The following is a 20,358-nucleotide window of genomic DNA, read 5'->3' on the forward strand; positions in this document are numbered from 1 at the left end:
CTCCAGGTATTTTTTTATTGGTTTATACAGTGACGACGCGCTGTTCGCGCCACGACAGCGTGGCCGCCTCGGCCAGTTCCAGTGCCTTCAAGCCATCGTGCACGGTGGTGCGCAGCGGCGTGCCGTGGGTGAGGGCGTCAAAGAAGTGCGCCATTTCCTGCGCGTAAGCCACGCGGTAGCGTTCCAGGAAGAAATCTTCCGGCTTGTCCACGCTGACGTTCAACGAGCCATAGGCCGTCACTTCCGTCGGCTTGTGGTTGCCCGCCTGCAGCATGCCGGCGCTGCCCAGCACTTCGAAGCGCTGGTCGTAGCCGTAGGCGGCGCGGCGCGAGGCATTGATCTGGCACAAACGTCCTTTCGCCGTGCGGATGGTGACGACGGCCGTATCGAGGTCGCCCGCTTCGCCGATGGCAGGATCGACGAGGCAGCTGCCCGTGGCGTGCACGCTGACGGCTTCATCGTCGAGTATCCAGCGGAAGATGTCGAAATCGTGGATCAGCATATCCTTGAAGATGCCGCCCGACACCTTGATGTAGCTCACGGGCGGCGGACCGGGATCGCGGCTGGTGACGACCAGCAATTCCGGCGTGCCGATTTCTCCCGCTTCAATCCGTGTCTTGACGGCATTGAAGGTGGGGTCGTAACGGCGCTGGAAGCCCAGCATGCACAGCACCTTGGCTTCCTTGACGGCAGCGGCGCAGGCGCGTGCACGGTCGATGGTCAGATCGACGGGCTTTTCGCAAAAGATGGCCTTGCCGGCAGCGGCCGAGCGCAGGATCAGGTCCGCGTGCGTGTCCGTGCTGGAGGCGATGACGACGGCCTTGACGGCCGGGTCGGCCAATGCCGCTTCCACCGTGGCGCTGCTGCCGCCATGTAAGCCGGCCAGCGCGGCCGCCGCTTCCTGGTTGACGTCGACCACGTACTTGAACTGCACGCCGGGGTGAAAGGCCAGGTTGGCCGCGTGGATTTTGCCGATGCGTCCGGCGCCGAACAACGCTACTTCAATCATCATGTTCTCCTGGGGTGTGGATTTCTTCGATGTCGAGCTCTAATTTGTATGCCAGCGCGATGAACAGCGCCTGGCACAGGCAGATGGTGCTGGTCAGCGAGCGGAAGGCGAAGGCGCTGCCCTCGGTGACGGTGAGCAGCGCGTCGGCGGCCCGCGCGAGCGGGGCCAGCTTGCTGTCGGTAATCACGAGGACCTTGGCGCCCTTGTCTTGCGCTGCCTTGATGCACTGCTGGGTTTCCTTGCCGTAAGGCGAGAAACTGATGGCGATCGCCACATCGCGTTCGCGCACGCTGCGCATCTGTTCGCGGTGCATGCCGCCCAGTCCGCTAATCAGGTGCACGCGCTTGTCCGTGTGTTCGAGCGCGTAGGCGATGTAGGAGGCGATCGGAAACGACCGGCGCACGCCGATCACATAGATGTTTTCCGCCTTGAGCAGCAGGTTGACGGCCGCTTCCAGCTGGGCGTCGTCGAGTCCGGCTGCCAGGTCGTCGAGGCCGGCGCGGCTGGCGCCGACGAATTCGCGCGTCAAGTCGCCCGCGCTCAGGGCGGCGTCGCGCGTGGAAATGAGCTTGCGGATGCGCTGCTGGTAGTCGGGCGTGGCGCCGGCCTGGTCCGTGTACGCCTGGCGAAACACATCTTGCATTTCGGAAAAGCCCGTGTAGCCGAAGCGCTGCGCGAAACGCACGATGGCCGACGGCTGCACGTCGCAGGCGGCGGCGATGTCGCTGATGCGCTCGAGCATCAGGCTGGCCCGGTGCTTTTCGATGTATTGCGCGATGACTTTCAGCTGGCGCGACAGGTTGTCGTACTCGGCGGCAATGTGCTGCATCAGCTGTTCGATGGGGGCGGTGGCTGCCATGATTTTTTTCCTCGGTGTGCTTGCTGGGCCGCGATGACGTATCAATTCCGTGCGGCTGGTTCTGGCGAGAATTATAGGAGGGAATCTTAAAAATAGAAACGAATTTCTATTTAAATTTATTTTGAAAATTTTATTGCATTTGTCTTTTTTGTGGCCTAAGCTGTGCGCAGTGCATCGGTTTGCGTGCCGCAAGGCCAGGCCGGTGACACCCTTCATAAAAGCTCGCAACTATAAAAATTAATCCGTCTAGGAGACATTCATGCATAGCAATAAAAGCAAGGGTTTGATGAAGTGCCTGGCCATCGCCAGCCTGGGCCTGAGCCTGGGTTTGAGCACGGGCGCCAGCCATGCTGCCGGCGAGAAATTCGTCATGGTCAGCCATGCGCCGGACTCCGATTCCTGGTGGAATACCATCAAGAACGCCATCAAGCAAGCCGGTGAAGATTTCAACGTGTCCGTCGACTACCGCAATCCGCCGAATGGCGACCTGGCCGACATGGCGCGCCTGATCGAGCAGTCGGCCGCGCGCAACTATGATGGCTTGATCGCCGACATCGCCGACTTCAGCGTGCTGCAAAAACCGCTGGGCACGGTCGTGGCGAAGAAAATCATGCTCGTGACCATCAATTCGGGCACCCTGGCGCAAAGCGAACAGTTGAAAGCCATCATGCACGTGGGCCAGCCCGAGTATGACGCTGGCCTGGGCGCCGGCAAGCGCGCCAAGGAAGCGGGCATCAAATCGTTCGTGTGCGTGAATCACTATGCGATGAATGCATCGTCGTTCGAACGCTGCCGCGGTTTTGCCGATGCGCTCGGCGTCGATTTCAAAGCGTCCACGCTCGACACCAATGGCGTCGACCCTGGCGTGATCGAAAGCAAGGTCAGCGCCTATCTGCGCAGCAATCCGAAGACCCAGGCCGTGCTGGCGCTGGGACCGGATTCGGCGCCGGCCGCCATGCGCGCCGTCGAAAAGCTGGGCCTGAAAGGCAAGATGTACTTCGCCAGCTTCGATTTGTCGGAAGAAATCGCCAAGGGCATCAAGGATGGCAGCATCCAGTTCGCCATCGACCAGCAGCCCTACCTGCAAGGCTACATTCCCGTTGCCGTGATGGCCATCATGAAACAGCAAAAAATCACTGACCTGGCCAAGGTCAAGGAAATCCTGATCGCCAATCCGAAATACCAGGCGCGCCTGGCCGAATACGGCCTGACGCCCATCTACGGCCCGCGCCACATCAGCTCCGGCCCCGGTTTCGTGACCAAGGAAAACATCGCCAAGGTCGAAAAATACGCAGGTCAATACCGCTAATCCACACAGTCGCCACCAGGAGTTGCCCAGCGCCGCACCGCCTCCGCGGGCGGCGCATGGGAGGAACACGCCTGGCGCCAGCGATGCTGGCAGGAAAGTAATCGGAATTGGTAACAAGTATCACTGAAAGGACTTCGTATGACTGCGCTCAAATCCAGCCTGGCTAGCCCCGGCATGAATCCTCCTCCGCCTCCCGGCGCCTCCAGCAAGCCAGTTGCCGCCGCCGACGAGCGCGTGGGCACGACCAGCTGGGTCAAACGGTTTTTCGGCCGCCCCGAGTTCGCCTCGATTTCCGGCGCGGTGCTCGTGTTTGCCTTCTTCGTCATCACGGCCGGCGATTCCGGCATGTTCAACCTCGATGGCGTCGTCAACTGGATGCAAGTGGCGTCCTACCTGGGCATCATCGCCATCGGCGCCTGCCTGTTGATGATCGCCGGTGAATTCGACCTGTCGATCGGCTCCATGATCGGCTTTGCCGGCATGATGATCGCCATCCCGACGATTTATTTCCACTGGCCATTGTGGGCCGCGATCCTGTTCGCCTTCGCCGGTTCCATGGCGCTGGGCTGGCTCAACGGCTATATCGTCATCAAGACGCGCTTGCCATCGTTCATCGTGACCCTGGCATTCCTGTTCATCCTGCGCGGCCTGACCCTGGCCCTGTCGATCATGTTCGCCAACCGCACCATCGTCAGCGGCGTGGGCGACCTGGCGGCGCAAGACTGGCTGGCCAGCCTGCTGTTCCACGGCAACGTCGCCACCGGCCTGTTCCAGTGGATGGGCGCGCATGGCTGGATCGCCGTGCTCGACGACGGCTCGCCGCTGGTGAAAGGCGTGCCGAAAGTCATCGCCTGGTGGCTGGTGCTGGCCGCCGGCGCCGCATTCGTCTTGTCGCGTACCCGTTTCGGCAACTGGATGTTTGCCGTGGGCGGCGACGCCAATGCAGCCAAGAATGTGGGCGTGCCGGTGCGCAAGGTCAAGATTTCCCTGTTCGTCTTCACGGCCTTCTGCGCCTGCCTGTTTGCCACCTTGCAAGTCTGCGACGTGGGTTCGGCCGCCGCCGACCGCGGCATGCAAAAGGAATTCGAAGCCATCATCGCGGCCGTCATCGGCGGCGCCTTGCTGACGGGCGGCTACGGTTCCGTCGTCGGCGCCTGCTTCGGCGCGCTGATCTTCGGCGTAGTGCAGATCGGCATCACTTATACCAACATCAATTCGGACTGGTTCCGCGTATTCCTCGGCGTGATGCTGCTGATCGCGGTGCTGTTCAATAACTTTGTACGCTCACGCGTCACGGAAGCGAGATAAATCATGAGCGAATATATTCTTGCCCTGGAAAATGTCAGCAAGCGCTTCGGCTCCGTGCTGGCCTTGCAAAACATCACCATGCGGTTGCGCGAGGGGGAGGTTCATTGTTTGCTGGGCGATAACGGCGCCGGCAAGTCCACCCTGATCAAGACCCTGGCCGGCGTGCACAAGCCCACCGATGGCCAATACCTGGTCGATGGCAAGCCCGTCGTCTTCAATTCGCCCAGCGAAGCGCTGGACATGGGCGTGGCCACCGTCTACCAGGATCTGGCGCTGGTGCCGCTGTTGTCCGTGGCGCGCAATTTCTTCATGGGCCGCGAGCCGATGAAAAAGCTGCTGGGCCTGGTTCCCGTGATGGATATCGACTATGCGGCCGACACGGCGCGCGACAAGCTGGCCGAGATGGGCATCATGGTACGCGACCCGCACCAGGCCATCGGCACCATGTCGGGCGGCGAAAAGCAGTGCCTGGCCATCGCCCGCGCCATCCACTTCGGCGCCCGCGTGCTGATCCTCGATGAACCGACGGCCGCCCTGGGCGTGAAACAATCGTTCAATGTGCTGAAACTGATTTACAAGGCGCGCGAGCGGGGCATTTCCGTGATCTTTATTACGCATAATGTGCACCATGCGTATCCGGTCGGCGACTCGTTCACGTTGTTGAACCGGGGCAAGTCGCTGGGCACCTTTACCAAGGATACGGTGAGCAAGGATGCCTTGCTGGACATGATGGCGGGCGGTGCGGAAATGCAAACGCTGATGAGTGAACTCGACGGTGTCACGATTTAAGGATAGCCATGAATAATTTCACACAATTTGCCCAGGGTAGGGCGCTGGACGTGATCTGCCTGGGCCGCCTGGCGGTGGACCTGTACGCGCAGCAGATCGGCAGCCCCCTGGAAGACGCCACCAGTTTCGCCAAATACCTGGGCGGCTCGTCGGCGAACATCGCCTTCGGCACGGCCCGGCTGGGCTTGAAGTCGGCCATGCTGTCGAAGGTGGGCGACGATCACATGGGGCGTTTCCTTACCGATACCTTGGCGCGGGAGGGCTGCGACGTCAGCCACGTCGGTATCGACCGCGAGCGGCTCACGGCGCTGGTGATGCTGGGCATCAAGGACAAGCACACCTTCCCGCTGATCTTTTACCGTGAAAATTGCGCCGACATGGCCATCGACGCATCCTTGGTGGATGCGGCTTTCATTGCGTCGAGCAAAGCGTTATTAATCACCGGCACGCATTTCTCGACTAGCGCCATGCACGCCGTCAGCACGCAGGCATTGCAGCTGGCGCGCGCCAATAATGTGCGCACCGTGCTCGACATCGATTACCGGCCCGTGCTGTGGGGTTTGTCGGGCAAGGCCGATGGCGAAACGCGGTTCGTCTCGAACGACGGCGTCACCAGCCATCTGCAGGCGATCCTGCCGCAGTTCGACCTGATCGTCGGCACGGAAGAGGAATTCATGATCGCCGGCGGCGGTGCCGACATCATGGCGTCCCTGCGCGCCGTGCGGGCCGCCACCCTGGCGACCCTCGTCGTCAAGCGTGGGCCGCTGGGCAGCGCCGTCATCGACAATGTGGTGCCGGCCAGCCTCGATGACGCGTATAACTACCGCGGCGTGCGCGTGGAAGTGCTCAATGTGCTCGGCGCGGGCGACGCTTTTCTTTCCGGTTTCCTGAAAGGCTGGCTGCGCGGCGAGGATTACGAGGCGTGCTGCCGCTATGCGAACGGCTGCGGCGCCCTCGTCGTGTCGCGCCATGGCTGCGCGCCGGCCATGCCGTCGCCCGTCGAGCTCGACTATTTCCTGGCTAATGCGGCCAAACTCACGCAGCCGGACCAGGATGCGACCTTGTCGCGCCTGCACCGCACGACGGTGGCGCGCAAACAGTGGAATGAGTTGTGCGTGTTCGCGTTCGATCACCGCACGCAATTTTTTGAGCTGGCGCAACAAACCGGCGCGCCCGAAGCAGCCATTGCGGCCTTGAAGCAATTGATGGTGCAAGCCGTGGCGCAGACGGAAACGGCCTTGCAACTGGCCGGCAAGACAGGCGTGCTGATCGATGGCCGCTATGGCGTTGACGCGCTCAACGATGCGACGGGGCGCGGCTGGTGGATAGGCCGTCCCGTGGAATTGCCGGGATCGAATCCGCTGCAATTTGACTGGGGCCGCTCCATCGGCTCGCACCTGCTCAGCTGGCCGAAGGAACACGTGATCAAGTGCCTGGTGCAGCTGCATCCGGACGACGCCGTGGAAAACCGCCTGGAACAGGAAGCGCAGATCAAGGCCTTGTACGATGCGGCGCAAGTGAGCGGTCACGAACTGTTGCTCGAGGTCATACCGTCGGAATCCTTGCCGCACAGTGACGATACCGTCTTGCGCGCCGTCAAGCGCCTGTACAACCTCGGCATCTACCCGGAATGGTGGAAACTGGAAAGCATGACAGCTGCGCAATGGCAAGCCATCGATGCCCTCGTGCACGAGCGCGATCCGTATTGCCGTGGCGTCGTCCTGCTGGGCTTGAACGCGCCCATCGCCGCGCTGGCCGCCAGTTTTGAACAGGCCAGTGCCAGCAGCACCTGCCGCGGCTTCATGGTGGGCCGCACCATCTTCCAGGAACCGAGCCGCCGCTGGCTGGCCGGCGAACTCGACGATGCGGGCCTGATCGCCGCCGTGCGCGCCAATTTCGAGCAGCTGATCAGCTTGTGGCAACGCACGCGCAACCGTCTGGAGCGTGCGGCATGAGCGCGACCATCCATAAAACCATCCGCTTGACCATGGCGCAGGCCTTGATCCGCTACCTGTCCGTGCTGCGCACCGAGGACGGTCAGCCTTTGTTCGGCGGCGCCTTCGCCATCTTTGGTCACGGCAACGTGGCCGGCATGGGCGAGGCGCTGTACCAGTACAAGGATGTGTTCCCCACTTTCCGCGCGCACAATGAACAGGCGATGGCGCACTCTGCCATTGCCTATGCGAAAGCCCACATGCGCCGGCGCATGATGGCCGTCACCAGCTCCATCGGTCCGGGTGCGACGAATCTGCTCACCGCCGCCGCCTTGGCGCACGTCAACCGCTTGCCCGTCCTGCTCCTGCCAGGCGACGTGTTCGTCTCGCGTGCGCCGGATCCGGTCTTGCAGCAGCTGGAAGATGGCACGGACGGCAGCGTTTCGGTGAATGACGCTTTTAAACCTTTATCACGCTATTTCGACCGCATCGTGTATCCGGAGCAATTGCTGACGGCCTTGCCGCGCGCGATCGCCGCCTTGACGGACCCGGCCGCCTGCGGCCCCGTCACCTTGTCCCTGCCGCAAGACGTGCAGACGATGGCATATGACTACCCGGAAGCATTCTTTGCGCCGAGGACCGTGCGTTTCCGCGCCGTGCTGCCCGTCGAGCAGGAACTGGAAGAGGCCGCGTTGCTGTTGAAAAATGCGAAGCAGCCGCTGATCGTCGCCGGCGGCGGCGTGCTGTACGGCCAGGCCGGCGCCGCCTTGCAGGCGTTTGCCGAACGGCACGGCATTCCCGTGGCGGAAACCCAGGCCGGCAAGAGTTCTTTACCGTGGGACCACCCCTTGCAGCTGGGCGCCATCGGCGTCACCGGTTCGCCCGCCGCGAATGTACTGGCGGCCCAGGCCGATGTCGTGCTGGCCGTCGGCACGCGCCTGCAGGATTTTACGACCGGTTCCAACTCCCTGTTTGCGCAGGCGCAGCTGCTCAGCCTGAACGTCAACAGTTTTGATGCGCTGAAACGCCGCGGCCTGGGCCTGCAGGCGGACGCGACACTCGGCTTGCAAGGCCTGTCGCGGCTGCTGGGCAGCTGGAATAGCGCGGGCCAGTGGCTGGACCGCGCGCAGCAGGCGGCGCATGCCTGGCGCGCCACCGTGCTGGCGATCACCGGCAAACGCGAGGTGGCCGGCTTGCCGTATGACGGCGAAGTCATCGGCGCCGTGCAGCGTTCCGCAGTCGACTCCACCACCCGCGACATCGTCGTCTGCGCGGCCGGTACCTTGCCGGCAGAACTGCACAAGCTGTGGCGCACGTCGGCGCCGGGCGGCTACCACATGGAATACGGCTACTCGTGCATGGGCTATGAGATCGCCGGCGGCCTGGGCGTCAAGATGGCCAAGCCGGAAGCCGAAGTCATCGTCATGGTGGGCGACGGCAGCTATCTGATGATGAATTCGGAAATCGCCACTTCCGTCATGCTGGACAAAAAACTCATCATCGTCGTGCTCGACAACCGGGGTTACGGCTGCATCAACCGCCTGCAGCAGGCCTGCGGCAATGCCTCGTTCAACAATATGCTGCCCGACAGCGCCCCGCCTATCGACTTCGCCCTGCATGCGCAGTCCTTGGGTGCGCTGTCCGAACACGTTGCCGACATTGGCGAACTCGAGCAAGCCATGTTGCGCGCCCGGGCAGCTTCCCGCACGTATCTGATCTGCATCGACACGGACGACACGCGCACGACCGAGGAGGGCGGCTGCTGGTGGGAAGTGGCCGTACCGGAAGTGTCGACCCAGCCCGGCGTGCAAGCTGCGCGTGCCCGTTATGAAAACGATCGCCTGAAACAAAGGAATTGAAATGACTACCTGGAATGTACGCATCGGCATCAATCCGATCTCGTGGATGAACGACGATTTACCGAGCCTGGGCGGCGAAACACCCCTGGAAACGGCATTGAAAGAAGGCGCCGAGATCGGCTATGTGGGTTTTGAACTGGGCAACAAGTTTCCGAAAGATGCCCCGGCGCTGAACGCTGTGCTGGGAAAATACCATCTGGCCTGTGTCTCGGGCTGGTATTCGGGCCGCCTGGCGCACCGCAGCGTCGAAGACGAGATCGCTTCTGTTGGCCCGCATTTACGCTTGCTGGCCGACAGCGGCGCCACCGTCATGGTCTACGGTGAAGTGGCCGACGCCATCCAGGGCGAAGCGCGCCCCTTGTACAAACGCCCCCGTTTCCAGACGCAGCAGCAATGGCAGGACTACGCCGACAAGTTGACGGCCTTTGCCAGGCATTTGCTGGCGCACGGCGTGCGCCTGGCCTACCACCACCACATGGGCGCCTACGTGGAAACGCCGGCCGACGTGGACCAATTGATGGCCCTGACGGGGCCGGAAGTCGGCTTGTTGTTTGATACGGGTCACATCACGTTTGCCGGCGGCGACGCGCTGGCGGTGCTCAATAAACATATCGATCGCATCTGCCACGTGCATTGCAAGGACGTGCGGCCCAACGTGGTGAAACTGGCCCGCAACGGCCACTGGAGTTTTTTGCAGGCCGTCATCAATGGCGCCTTCAGCGTACCGGGCGACGGCTGCATCGACTTCCCGGCCATCCTGACGCGGCTGTATCTGCATGGCTACGCGGGCTGGCTGGTGGTGGAGGCGGAGCAGGACCCGGCTGTCGCTCCCAGCTACGCATACGCGAAGATGGGCCACGATTACCTGGCACGCCTGGTCGATGCGATTCCGCGCCTGGGTCGGGAGGCGGCATGAGCCCGCTGCTGGTGAAAGCGGGGCAGGGACAGACCATCGTCGAAGTCACGCCCGCATCAGCCGGCTGGACGCATGTGGGCTTTGCCGCGCACCGCCTTGCGGCGGGCGAGGTCTTGACGCTGGAGACGGGCCACCGCGAGCTGTGCCTCGTCGTGCTGACGGGCACGGTCACGGTGCAGGCGGGCGATCACGTCTGGGAAGGCATCGGCAAGCGCGCCAGCGTCTTCGAGGACGTCTCGCCCTACGCCGTGTATGTGCCGCTGGACACCACGGTGCGTATCACGGCCGTGAGCGCCGCCGAGGTGGCCTTGTGCAGCGCCCCGGCCACGACCCACCGTCCGGCGCGCCTGATCGAACCTTCCAGCATGACGCGCTCCGTGCGCGGCAAGGGTGCGAATACCCGCTACGTGTGCGACATCCTGCCGCAGACGGAAGCCGCGGACGGCTTGCTGGTGGTGGAAGTCGTCACGCCGTCCGGCCATTCGTCCAGCTATCCGCCGCATAAACACGACAGCGACAATATTCCAACCGAAAGCTCGCTGGAGGAAACGTATTACCACCGGCTCCATCCCGAACAGGGCTTTGCCTACCAGCGCGTCTACACGGATGACCGCTCCATCGACGAAGCCATGGCCGTGGAAAACCACGACGTGGTGATGGTGCCCCGTGGCTACCACCCCGTGACCGTGCCGTATGGCTACGATGGCTATTACCTGAACGTGATGGCCGGCCCGAAACGCGTGTGGCATTTTAAAAACGACCCGGCCCATGACTGGCTGATGACGAAATAACCAAGGACAAGACAATGACGACCCCGATGATCGGCCACTTTATTGGTGGCAACCCCATGGCCTCGCGCACCGAGCGCACGAGCGACGTGTTTAATCCTGCCACGGGCGCCGTGACGGCCAAGGTGGCGTTGGCCACGCCTGCCGAACTGAACGCGGCCGTGGCCGCCGCCCATGCGGCCTTTCCCGCCTGGTCGCAAACGTCGCCCCTGCGCCGCGCACGGGTCATGTTCAAATTCAAGGAATTGCTGGAGCAAAACGCCGACAAGCTGGCCGAGCTGATCACGCGTGAGCACGGCAAGGTCTTCACGGATGCGAAAGGGGAAGTGACGCGCGGCATCGAAGTGGTGGAATTTGCCTGCGGCATCCCGCAGATGATGAAGGGCGAGTATTCGGAGCAGGTGGCCGGCGGCATCGACGCCTGGTCGATCCGCCAGGCGCTCGGTGTCTGTGTCGGCATCACGCCGTTCAACTTTCCCGTGATGGTGCCGATGTGGATGTTCCCGATGGCCATTGCCTGCGGCAATACGTTTGTACTGAAACCGTCGGAGCGCGACCCGTCGGCCAGCCTGCTCCTGGCGCAGCTGCTGACGGACGCGGGCTTGCCCGACGGTGTCTTCAACGTCGTGCAGGGAGATAAAGAAGCCGTCGATGGCTTGCTGCACCACCCGGACGTGCGCGCCGTCAGCTTCGTCGGTTCCACGCCGATCGCCGAATATATCTATGCCACCGGCTGCGCCCAGGGCAAGCGCGTCCAGGCCCTGGGCGGCGCGAAGAATCACATGGTCGTCATGCCCGACGCGGATATCCCCCAGACGGTGGACGCCCTGATGGGCGCCGCGTTTGGTTCGGCCGGCGAGCGCTGCATGGCCATTTCCGTCGTCGTGGCGGTCGGCAATGTCGCGGACCAGTTGGTGGAAGCCCTGGTGCCCCGTATCGCGGCGTTAAAGATCACGCAGGGCATGGACCTGTCGGCCGAGATGGGGCCGGTCGTCACGCAGGTGCACAAGGAGAAGATCGCCGGCTACATCGCGCAAGGTGTGGAAGAGGGCGCCAAGCTTATCTGCGATGGGCGCGGCTTTGTCCTGCCCGGTCACGAGCACGGCTTTTTCCTCGGCGGCAGCCTGTTCGACCACGTCACGCCGGACATGACGATTTACAAGGAGGAAATCTTCGGCCCCGTGCTGTGCATCGTGCGCGTGCCCGATTTCACGGCGGCGCTGGACCTGGTCAATGCGCATGAATACGGCAACGGCACGGCCATCTACACGCGCGACGGCAACACGGCGCGCGAATACACGCACCGGGTGCAGGTGGGCATGGTCGGAGTCAATGTGCCGATTCCCGTGCCGATGGCCTTCCACAGCTTCGGCGGCTGGAAGCGCAGCCTGTTCGGCGACCACCATGCGCACGGCCCGGAATCGGTGCGTTTCTATACCAAGCAGAAGGCGGTGACGCAGCGCTGGCCGGCTTCGACGGCGGCGGGTGCGGAGTTTGCCATGCCGACCCTGAAGTAAATCCGCTGTAAAACCGGCTGGTTCGCTTCTTGCTTACTGCAATGGTTGTGTTTAGCCATTGCAGATCGCTCCCATGACGTCCAGCCGTACCCAGCCTTTGCGCATCGTCGTCGTCAACACTATTGTCGAGCACGGCGTGCACGAGAATGCGGCCTTGGCTGCCCAAGTGCAGCGCGGCAATGCCTTGCGCATCGGCTTGCTGGAATCGGGTTTCGACATCGTCGCCTCCCTGCCAGCCGACCTCTACCTTCCTGAACGCATCGCCCAACTGCAGCCTGATCTCATCATCATCGACGCGGAATCGGATGCGCGCGACGTGCTCGAGCACATCGTCATCGCCACGCGCGACGAGCGCCGCCCCATCGTATTATTTACCGAAGACGGCGCCACGGCCAGCATCGACGCGGCCATGGCGGCCGGCGTCTCCGCCTACATCGTGGCCGGCTTGCATGCCGAGCGCATCTTGCCCGTGCTGAACGTGGCGCTCGCACGCTTTCGCCAGGAAGAAAAATTGCGCGCCGAATTGCTCGACACGCGGCACAAGCTGCTTGAGCGCAAGGTGATCGAACGGGCCAAGGGCCTGCTGATGACGCATCACGGCTTGACGGAAGACCAGGCTTACCAGCGCTTGCGCAGCATGGCCATGAACAAGAAACTCAAGCTGGCAGAGATTGCCCAGCGCATCCTCGACGTGGAGGACTTGTTGGGATGAATCGTCCATTTCCTGACACATGCTGGTGCAGCGCACCATCGCGGTGCGTTTCCAGCCGCCATGAAGCGGGCAGGTACGGGCACGCTCCTTGCTGCTGGAAGGTGAGAGCCTTGCCCACAGCGGCACGGCAAAACAGTATTTATCGGCAAGGAATGGTATGACAGAGAAAATGGCAGACAGCGCCCAGGTGATGCGGACCCTGCAGCCGGAAAGACAGACGATACGCATCGGCTACCTGCCGCTGACCGATTGCGCCTCGCTGGTGATGGCGTCGAAGCTGGGTCTCGATGAAAAATACGGCATCAAGATCGAACTGAGCCGCGAGATGTCGTGGGCCGGCGTACGCGACAAACTGAACAATGGCGAACTCGACGCGGCCCATGTGCTGTACGGCCTCGTGTATGGCGTGCAGATGGGCATCGGCGGGCAGCAGCGCGACATGGCCGTGCTGATGAATCTCAATCACAGCGGCCAGGCTGTCACCGTGTCGGCGGCGCTGGCGCGCGAGGGCGCCCACGATGGTCCCACCCTGGCGCGGCACATGCGCGCCACGGCGCGGCCGTTTGCGTTCGCGCATACTTTTCCGACCGGCAACCACGCGATGCTGCTGCAATACTGGCTGGCCGCGCATGGCATTGATCCGCTGCGCGACGCGCGCGTGATGACGGTGCCGCCGTCGCAGATGGTGGCCGCCTTGCGCGCCGGCCAGATGGACGGCTTTTGCGCGGGCGAACCGTGGGGCTACAAGGCCATCGTCGATGGCGTGGGCGTGACGGCAGCCGCCAGCGGCGCCATCTGGCCCGACCATCCGGGCAAGGTGCTGGGCACCAGCGCCGCGTTTGCGCAGCAGCATCCGAACAGCTGCCGCGCCCTCATCGCCGCCGTGCTCGAGGCGGGACGCTGGATCGATGCCAGCGATACCAACCGGCTGGCCATGGCGGCTACCCTGGCCGAGTCCGCTTACCTGAACACGCCGCAGGAAACGCTGGCGCCGCGCATTCTCGGCCATTACCAGGATGGGCTGGGCAAGATCTGGGACGAGGCGCACGGCTTGCAGTTCTACGGCGATGGCACCGTGAATTTCCCGTATCTGTCCGACGGCATGTGGTTCATGACCCAGCACCGGCGCTGGGGCTTGCTGCGCGATGAACCCGATTACCTGGCGGTGGCAAGGCAAGTCAACCGCATCGACCTGTACCGCCAGGCGGCGGAGATGACGGCCACGCCCGTACCAAAATCCCCCATGCGCAGCTCGACCCTGTGCGACGGCGTCGTGTGGGACGGCAGCGCGCCGGAAGCGTACGCGGCATCGTTTGCCATCGGCCATTTTTTCTGACTGGAGAGTGCATCATGACGCAATGTGGAAGCGTAACCCTGGTCGGCGCCGGTCCCGGCGACCCGGACCTGCTGACGATCAAGGCAGTAAAGGCCATCGCGCGGGCAGACGTGGTGTTGATCGACGACCTCGTCAATCCGGCCGTCCTTGCCCATGCGGCACAAGGCGTGCGCGTGGTCGAGGTGGGCAAGCGGGGCGGCTGCGCCTCCACGCCGCAAGCGTTCATCGAACGGCTGATGCTGGCCGAAGCGCGCGCCGGCCTGCACGTGGTGCGGCTGAAAGGGGGCGACCCCTATCTGTTCGGGCGCGGCGGCGAAGAGCGCGCTTATTTGCGCAGTCATGGCGTGGCCGTCGAGGTGATCCCCGGCATCAGCAGCGGCGTGGCCGCGCCGTCCGGCATCGGTGTGCCGCTCACGCATCGCGCCCGGAGCCAGGGCGCCATCTTCGTCACGGGCCACGGCAAGGATAGCGCCTCGGAGCCGAACTGGGCGGCCCTGGCGCAGAGCAAGCTCACCCTCGTCATCTACATGGGCGTGGCCAGGGTGACGGCCATCCAGGCCGGCTTGCTGGCCGGCGGCATGGCGCCCGGCACGCCCGTGGCCGTGGTGCAATCGGCCAGCCTGCCGGCCCAGCGCCAGTTGCTGAGCACTTTGCAGGAGCTGCCCGACGACTTGCTGGCCAGCGGCCTGGGCAGCCCCAGCATCATCGTCGTGGGCGAGGTGGTGCGCTGCGCCGATGCCTGGGATGACCATGGTGCCTTGCAGGCTGCCTGCGTCTGAGCCTGTCCGCGCCTAGCGGATCGGCAGGGCCACGGGACGGATGGGCGCCGCGTCGCCGCCACGGAATTTCAACGAGGCGCCGATGAAGGCGAACTGGTACACCTTGTCGCGCGACAGCGCTTCCAGGTCGACCAGTTCCAGGATGGGCGTGCCCTGCTGCGCCAGCAGATAGGTGTGCACGGGCAGGTAATTGTTCGCCACTTCGGACGGAAACGCCTCGAAACTGAGGTTGTCCGCGCCCACCACCATGGCGCCGCCATCTTCCACGAGGAATTTCGCCGCATCGAGCGACAGGCCCGGCGGATTGGCCATGTAGGTGTGCGCCTGCTCATAATGCTGCATGCGGCCCGTGCGTATCAGCACCACGTCGCCCTTTTCCAGCGTGACCTTCTGTTGCGCCAGCGCCGCGCGCAAGCCTTGCCGCGTCACCCGGTAATTATCCGGCAGTTGTTTGAGACCCTTGGCCACGGCCACGTCGATCAGCACGCCGCGCGCCACGATCGGCGGCAATTTCTCCGCGCCCGTCACGGTCCAGCCCCGGTCTCCCAGGTAGTGTTCCTCCGTAAAGCCATTCCAGATCTTGCCGTTCAGGCCGAAGTGGTTCAGGGCGTCGATATGCGTGCCCATGTGCGCATACATGGACACGGCCGAGCCCGTGTAGCTGACGTGGCGGTTCATCTGTTCGCCCACCTGCATGGAATCGGCCACCACGTTGCCTTTCGGCGTGTGCGTCATCCACATCTGGTAGGGCGGGTCGCCGGCCGCCTGCCAGCTGGGCATGCCAATATAGAAATCGACGGCCAGATCATAGCTCTTGCCGCCGTCGATGCGCGCCAGGATAGCGGCACGCGAGGCCGGCGTCATCAGGTTCAGGCGGCCGATCTCGTCTTTCGGGCCCCAGGGGCTGATGCCCACTTCGGGCAGGGCGGCCTGCACTGTCCCTCCGAGCAGGGCCAGCAGCAGGGCAGTCAGGGTGGCGGATGGTTTGAACATGGGGTACTCCTTGCGTGACATGAATAAAGAAGCCGCCATCATATTGTTTTCCATTTCAATGATAATCAGCGATAAAATAATAAGATATTCAACTGTAGAGAAATAATGATGGATGTCCTGGCGCACATGCGCGTGTTTCGCAAGGTGGTCGAGCGCGACAGCTTCAGCAAGGCGGCGCTGGATTTGAATCAGTCGGCGGCGGCCATCAGCAAGCAGGTGCGCCAGCTCGAAGCGCGCCTGGGCACACTGCTGCTGGTGCGCACGACGCGGCGCATGAGCTTGTCGGACGGCGGGCGTGCCTACTATCTCGAATGCTGCCGCCTGCTCGACGAAGTCGATGCGCTGGAGCTGGCCACGCGCGGCTGTACCGGCAAGGTGGCCGGGCGGCTGCGCGTGAATGCGCCGCTGTCGTTCGGCCTGAAGGTGCTGTCGCCCTTGCTGCCGGACTTCATGGCCCGCTATCCGGACGTCAAGATCGAGATGACCCTGGATGACCGCCTGCGCGACGTGGTGGGCGAGGGCTTTGACGTGTCGCTGCGCATCCGCGCCGCGCTGGCCGATTCGTCCCTGGTGGCGCGCCGCCTGGGCGACGTCGAGCAGATGATCTGCGCAGCGCCGGTCTACCTGGCGCGGCGCGGCACGCCGCGCCAGGCGCAGGACTTGCACGGCCACGATTGCCTCGCTTACCGCCTGGCCGACAGTCCCGGCGTCTGGCAGCTGGCCGGCCCGGAGGGGCCGAGCAGCATCGTGCTGCCCGTGCGCTTTTCCGCCGACAGCAGCCTGCTGCTGGCCGATATGCTGGTGGCGGGCATCGGCGTGGGGGCGCTGCCGTCGTTCGTCGCCGCGCCGCTGCTGGCCAGCGGCGCCCTGGTGCGCGTGCTGCCGTCGCACGGCATGGCCAGGCGCGGCGTGTATGCCTTGACGCCCGATGGACGCCACGTGCAGGAAAAGGTGCGCGCCTTTTGCGACTTCCTGGCCGGGGCGCTGCAGGGGGGCTAGGCACCCGGTGTTTTCCAGTGCAACCTTCCTGCGCGCTTTTTTTCTTGCACAAGCGCGTCGGGCATGAGCTTTGATAGTATCCTCGTACTTGCTGGGCGGCCGGAGCGCCGCACATTCGAGGAAACTGGAATAAGCGATCGACAATGCACACTTTGAGCAAGGGCGGGGCGGTATCGGGCTTCAGGATATGGGCGGGCGGCCTGCTGCTGGCCCTGGCGGTGGGCGGTGTCCTGTATGCGGGCGCGGCGCGCACGGTCAATGACGACGCCGAACAGCGTTTCGACAATCTCACGCATGGCGCCCAGCATAGCCTGATCACGCGCGTAAAAAGCTATTCCGACCTGCTGCGCGGCCTCGAGGCCCTGTTCCGCACCAGCGAGCACCTGACGCGCCGCCAGTTCCACGATTACGTGGCCGGCCTCGATATCGTGCGCCAGTTCCCGGCCATCGAATCGGTCAACTACGCGGCGGCCGTCCCGTCGGCGCAGCGCGCCGCCTTCATCGAGGCCGTGCGCCGTGACACCAGCCTGGCGCCGCGCGGCTATCCCGCTTTCACCATCCGGCCTGCGGGCGAGCGGCCTGAATACACGGTGCTCACCTACCTGGAGCCCGATTCCCTGCTGGCCGAACGCATGGGCGTCGATATCGGCGCCAACCCGCTGGTGGCGCAGTCGCTGGCGCAGGCCCGCGACAGCGGCCAGGTCAGCGCATCGGGGCAGGTGATCATGATCAAGGGGCCGCCCGCGCATATCGGCCTGGGCATGCGCCTGCCCGTGTACCGCAATGGCATGCCGCAGGGCAGCGTGGCCGAGCGCCGCGCCGCCTACCAGGGCTCCGTCGGCATCGGCTTTGGCGTGGCGCAGCTGGTGCACAGCGCGCTCGAACGCAGCGCCCTGGAACCGCTGCACCTGACCCTGTACAGCGCGGCCGACCCTTTGACGGCCAGCGGGCCCCTGTCCATCACGCCGCAGGACCGCCTGCTGTTCAACGATGACGGCGACCTGGCGGCGCCGCCGCCGCAACCGGGCAGCGATGCCGACTATTTCGACCAGGTGCTGCCCGTCGCTTACCAGGGCGGCCTGTGGAAAGCCCATTTCCGCGTGCGCAAGGCAGAGCTGTACAGCCCCTTCGACCGCTATTTTCCATGGCTGGCGCTGGGCGTCGGCGTGGCCGGCACCCTGCTCATTTACGGCTATATCTTTACCTTGTACCGGTCGCGCCGCAGCGCGGTGGCGCAGCGCACCCTGCTCGATACGGTGCTCGACAGCGTCGACGCCTACGTCTACATGAAGGATGCCGACCTGCGCTACCGCTATGTGAATGCGCGCACGGCAACCATCCTCGGCCGTCCCGCGGAGCAGCTGATCGGCCGCCAGGATGGCGAGTTGATGCTCGGCGATGCGGCGGCCGCCGCGCAGTTGACGGAGCGCCAGGTCTTCGACAGCGGCGCCAAGTTCGTCGGCGAGGAGCGCTTCGTCGATGCGCAGGGCCAGGTGCATCACCTGTGGAGCGTGAAGGTGCCGCTGGGCTTGCCCGGTCCCGTCACGGGCCTGATCGGCCTGTCCACCGACGTGACGGAACTGCACCGCCTGAAAGAGCAGGCCGACGCGGCCAGCCAGGCCAAGAGCGACTTCCTGTCGAACATGAGCCATGAAATCCGCACGCCGATGAACAGCATTATCGGCATGGCGCACCTGGCGCTGAAATCGGTGGCCGATGCGCGCCAGCGCGACTATCTGCAGAAAATCTTCCATTCGGGCCAGCATTTGCTGGGCCTGATCAACGACATCCTCGATTTTTCCAAGATCGAGGCGGGCAAGCTGGAACTGGAAGTGCTGGACTTCCGTCTCGACACCCTGCTGGCGAACATCGCCAGCCAGCTGGGCGACGCGGCCGCCGTCAAGGGCCTGGCGCTGCAGTTCGATATCGCGTCCGAGCTGCCGCAGCGCTGGCGCGGCGACCCGCTGCGCCTGGAGCAGGTCTTGCTGAACCTGACCAGCAACGCCATCAAGTTTTCCGACAATGGCAGCATCTTCGTGCGCGTGCGCCAGTCCGAGGAGCGCGCCAGCCATGCCATGCTGCGCTTCGAGGTGCAGGACCGGGGCATCGGCATGAACCAGGAAGAGGTGGCGCAGCTGTTCCGCTCCTTCCACCAGGCCGACCCGTCGACCACGCGCAAGTATGGCGGCAGCGGCCTGGGGCTGGTGATCAGCAAGCAGCTGGTGGAGCTCATGGGCGGCAAGGTGGGCGTGTACAGCCAGCCGGGCCTGGGCAGCACCTTCTGGTTCACGGCGCGCCTGGAGAAGAGCGCGCAGGGGGCCGACGAGCGCATCGCCGAAGTGGAGCCGGAAGTGCTGGGGGTGATCCGCGGCGCCTCCATCCTGCTGGTGGAAGACAACATCTTCAGCCAGCAGGTGGGCTGCGAGCTGCTGGAAGACGCGGGCGCCACTGTTTGCGTCGCCTGCAATGGCCGCGAGGCGCTGGAATTGCTGGCCCGCCAGCGCTACGACTGCGTGCTGATGGACGTGCAGATGCCGGAGATGGACGGCTTCGAGGCGACGCGCCGCATCCGCGCCGATCCGAAACTGGCCGGCCTGCTGGTGATCGCCATGACGGCCAACGCGGGCAGCGAAGACCGCGCCCGCTGCCTGGAGGCGGGCATGGATGAATTCGTGACCAAGCCGATCGCCCCGAATCTGCTGTTTCACCTGCTGGCGAAATGGTTTCGCCTGCGTGGCGGCATTGGCGGCATCGGCCGCGACAGGCTGGCGGCGGCACCGACAGCGCCGACAGCGCCGCCATCGGACGCCGCGCCGGAATCGCGCGACACGGCCATCCTCGATCTGGCCACCCTGGCGCTCACGTTCAGCAATGACGCCGTGAAGATGCGCAAGTACACCCAGCTGTTTCTCGACACGGCGCGCGACGGCATCGCCGAAATGGAGCAAGCCTTGGCGCTGGAAGACCTGGGGCGCCTGGCCGACCTGGGCCACCGCAGCAAATCGTCGGCGCTGGCCGTGGGCGCGCACGCTTTCGCCGCCCTGTGCCTGTCGATCGAAGGCTTGCGCCTGGGCGGCGACATGCAGCAGGCGCGCGCCTTGCTGGCGGCGCTCGGGCCGGCGCTGGCGCAGGTGGCGGAACAAATTTCCATGGAATTTGCCGCCAGCGACGCCCCTTGAGGCAGGCAGCGGCGATAATAGGCGTTTGACGTCTCCGGTCACCCGGCCGGAGACGCGGCAACCCATCGGATC

The 20,358-nt window shown here is 64.1% G+C and carries 16 protein-coding genes; 13 read left to right on the plus strand and 3 right to left on the minus strand.

The genetic code is table 11. The annotated features are described in order from the left end of the window. Positions 1-22: 22 nt before the first annotated feature. Together iolG and JAB4_RS13425 are read right to left on the minus strand one after the other, a co-directional pair. Complete coding sequence (iolG, locus tag JAB4_RS13420) at positions 23-1,009, minus strand: inositol 2-dehydrogenase (protein WP_083287144.1); 987 nt, start codon at positions 1,007-1,009, stop codon at positions 23-25. Further along, a complete protein-coding gene (locus JAB4_RS13425; protein WP_034757651.1) occupies positions 1,002-1,868 on the minus strand; it encodes a MurR/RpiR family transcriptional regulator in 867 nt (288 codons plus the stop codon). The genes iolG and JAB4_RS13425 overlap by 8 nt, the downstream gene beginning before the upstream one ends. A 286-nt stretch (positions 1,869-2,154) precedes the next feature. Between JAB4_RS13425 and JAB4_RS13430 the strand changes: the two genes are divergently transcribed. The 11 genes from JAB4_RS13430 to cobA all read left to right on the plus strand — a co-directional run bounded on the left by JAB4_RS13430 (position 2,155) and on the right by cobA (position 15,115). Then, on the plus strand, positions 2,155-3,177 hold the full coding sequence (locus JAB4_RS13430) for a sugar ABC transporter substrate-binding protein (protein WP_227742173.1): 1,023 nt from the start codon (positions 2,155-2,157) through the stop codon (positions 3,175-3,177). A gap of 174 nt (positions 3,178-3,351) precedes the next feature. Next, positions 3,352-4,485 (plus strand): ABC transporter permease, encoded by a 1,134-nt coding sequence (locus JAB4_RS13435; protein ID WP_070218115.1) that lies wholly within the window; start codon positions 3,352-3,354, stop codon positions 4,483-4,485. A 3-nt stretch (positions 4,486-4,488) separates the two neighbouring features. Next, positions 4,489-5,274 (plus strand): ATP-binding cassette domain-containing protein, encoded by a 786-nt coding sequence (locus JAB4_RS13440; RefSeq protein WP_070218089.1) that lies wholly within the window; start codon positions 4,489-4,491, stop codon positions 5,272-5,274. A gap of 8 nt (positions 5,275-5,282) precedes the next feature. Beyond that, positions 5,283-7,229, plus strand: coding sequence for a 5-dehydro-2-deoxygluconokinase (iolC, locus tag JAB4_RS13445; protein WP_070218086.1), 1,947 nt, complete (start codon positions 5,283-5,285; stop codon positions 7,227-7,229). Beyond that, positions 7,226-9,067 carry a 3D-(3,5/4)-trihydroxycyclohexane-1,2-dione acylhydrolase (decyclizing) gene (iolD, locus tag JAB4_RS13450; protein WP_070300273.1) on the plus strand — a complete coding sequence of 614 codons (1,842 nt, stop codon included), beginning with the start codon at positions 7,226-7,228 and terminating at the stop codon, positions 9,065-9,067. Before iolC ends, iolD begins: the two co-directional genes overlap by 4 nt. Before the next feature lies 1 nt (position 9,068). Next, positions 9,069-9,983: a myo-inosose-2 dehydratase gene (gene iolE, locus JAB4_RS13455; RefSeq protein ID WP_070218084.1), complete on the plus strand. Its 915-nt coding sequence runs from the start codon at positions 9,069-9,071 to the stop codon at positions 9,981-9,983. Further along, positions 9,980-10,774: a 5-deoxy-glucuronate isomerase gene (gene iolB, locus JAB4_RS13460; RefSeq protein WP_070308437.1), complete on the plus strand. Its 795-nt coding sequence runs from the start codon at positions 9,980-9,982 to the stop codon at positions 10,772-10,774. Before iolE ends, iolB begins: the two co-directional genes overlap by 4 nt. Positions 10,775-10,788: 14 nt before the next feature. Further along, complete coding sequence (locus JAB4_RS13465; protein ID WP_070308438.1) at positions 10,789-12,288, plus strand: CoA-acylating methylmalonate-semialdehyde dehydrogenase; 1,500 nt, start codon at positions 10,789-10,791, stop codon at positions 12,286-12,288. A 73-nt stretch (positions 12,289-12,361) separates the two neighbouring features. Continuing rightward, a complete protein-coding gene (locus JAB4_RS13470; RefSeq protein ID WP_034757677.1) occupies positions 12,362-13,000 on the plus strand; it encodes an ANTAR domain-containing protein in 639 nt (212 codons plus the stop codon). A 157-nt stretch (positions 13,001-13,157) separates the two neighbouring features. Continuing rightward, on the plus strand, positions 13,158-14,336 hold the full coding sequence (locus JAB4_RS13475; protein ID WP_070224823.1) for a CmpA/NrtA family ABC transporter substrate-binding protein: 1,179 nt from the start codon (positions 13,158-13,160) through the stop codon (positions 14,334-14,336). Between the two features lie 14 nt (positions 14,337-14,350). Further along, positions 14,351-15,115, plus strand: coding sequence for a uroporphyrinogen-III C-methyltransferase (gene cobA / locus JAB4_RS13480; RefSeq protein WP_070224824.1), 765 nt, complete (start codon positions 14,351-14,353; stop codon positions 15,113-15,115). Between the two features lie 12 nt (positions 15,116-15,127). Here the strand turns inward: cobA and JAB4_RS13485 are convergent, their stop codons facing one another. Then, positions 15,128-16,108 carry a cyclase family protein gene (locus JAB4_RS13485; protein WP_139143657.1) on the minus strand — a complete coding sequence of 327 codons (981 nt, stop codon included), beginning with the start codon at positions 16,106-16,108 and terminating at the stop codon, positions 15,128-15,130. 108 nt (positions 16,109-16,216) lie between these two features. Here JAB4_RS13485 and JAB4_RS13490 point away from each other — a divergent pair, with 108 nt between their 5' ends. Together JAB4_RS13490 and JAB4_RS13495 are read left to right on the plus strand one after the other, a co-directional pair. Further along, positions 16,217-17,107 carry a LysR family transcriptional regulator gene (locus JAB4_RS13490; protein ID WP_070224843.1) on the plus strand — a complete coding sequence of 297 codons (891 nt, stop codon included), beginning with the start codon at positions 16,217-16,219 and terminating at the stop codon, positions 17,105-17,107. 143 nt (positions 17,108-17,250) lie between these two features. Continuing rightward, positions 17,251-20,286, plus strand: a complete 3,036-nt coding sequence (locus JAB4_RS13495) for a CHASE domain-containing protein (RefSeq protein WP_070224825.1) — start codon at positions 17,251-17,253, stop codon at positions 20,284-20,286. Positions 20,287-20,358 lie beyond the last annotated feature (72 nt).

This window comes from Janthinobacterium sp. HH102, assembly GCF_001758625.2.
Classification (GTDB): Bacteria; Pseudomonadota; Gammaproteobacteria; order Burkholderiales; family Burkholderiaceae_D; genus Janthinobacterium.

Coding starts and splice junctions, on each gene's coding strand:
- JAB4_RS13430 (WP_227742173.1), top strand. CDS start 2,155: ATGAAGTGCCTGGCCATCGCCAGCCTGGGCCTGAGCCTGGGTTTGAGC.
- iolB (WP_070308437.1), top strand. CDS start 9,980: ATGAGCCCGCTGCTGGTGAAAGCGGGGCAGGGACAGACCATCGTCGAA.
- JAB4_RS13470 (WP_034757677.1), top strand. CDS start 12,362: ATGACGTCCAGCCGTACCCAGCCTTTGCGCATCGTCGTCGTCAACACT.
- JAB4_RS13425 (WP_034757651.1), bottom strand. CDS start 1,868: ATGGCAGCCACCGCCCCCATCGAACAGCTGATGCAGCACATTGCCGCC.
- iolE (WP_070218084.1), top strand. CDS start 9,069: ATGACTACCTGGAATGTACGCATCGGCATCAATCCGATCTCGTGGATG.
- iolD (WP_070300273.1), top strand. CDS start 7,226: ATGAGCGCGACCATCCATAAAACCATCCGCTTGACCATGGCGCAGGCC.
- JAB4_RS13440 (WP_070218089.1), top strand. CDS start 4,489: ATGAGCGAATATATTCTTGCCCTGGAAAATGTCAGCAAGCGCTTCGGC.
- JAB4_RS13485 (WP_139143657.1), bottom strand. CDS start 16,108: ATGTTCAAACCATCCGCCACCCTGACTGCCCTGCTGCTGGCCCTGCTC.
- cobA (WP_070224824.1), top strand. CDS start 14,351: ATGACGCAATGTGGAAGCGTAACCCTGGTCGGCGCCGGTCCCGGCGAC.
- JAB4_RS13495 (WP_070224825.1), top strand. CDS start 17,251: ATGCACACTTTGAGCAAGGGCGGGGCGGTATCGGGCTTCAGGATATGG.
- iolG (WP_083287144.1), bottom strand. CDS start 1,009: ATGATTGAAGTAGCGTTGTTCGGCGCCGGACGCATCGGCAAAATCCAC.
- JAB4_RS13475 (WP_070224823.1), top strand. CDS start 13,158: ATGACAGAGAAAATGGCAGACAGCGCCCAGGTGATGCGGACCCTGCAG.
- JAB4_RS13490 (WP_070224843.1), top strand. CDS start 16,217: ATGGATGTCCTGGCGCACATGCGCGTGTTTCGCAAGGTGGTCGAGCGC.
- iolC (WP_070218086.1), top strand. CDS start 5,283: ATGAATAATTTCACACAATTTGCCCAGGGTAGGGCGCTGGACGTGATC.
- JAB4_RS13465 (WP_070308438.1), top strand. CDS start 10,789: ATGACGACCCCGATGATCGGCCACTTTATTGGTGGCAACCCCATGGCC.
- JAB4_RS13435 (WP_070218115.1), top strand. CDS start 3,352: ATGAATCCTCCTCCGCCTCCCGGCGCCTCCAGCAAGCCAGTTGCCGCC.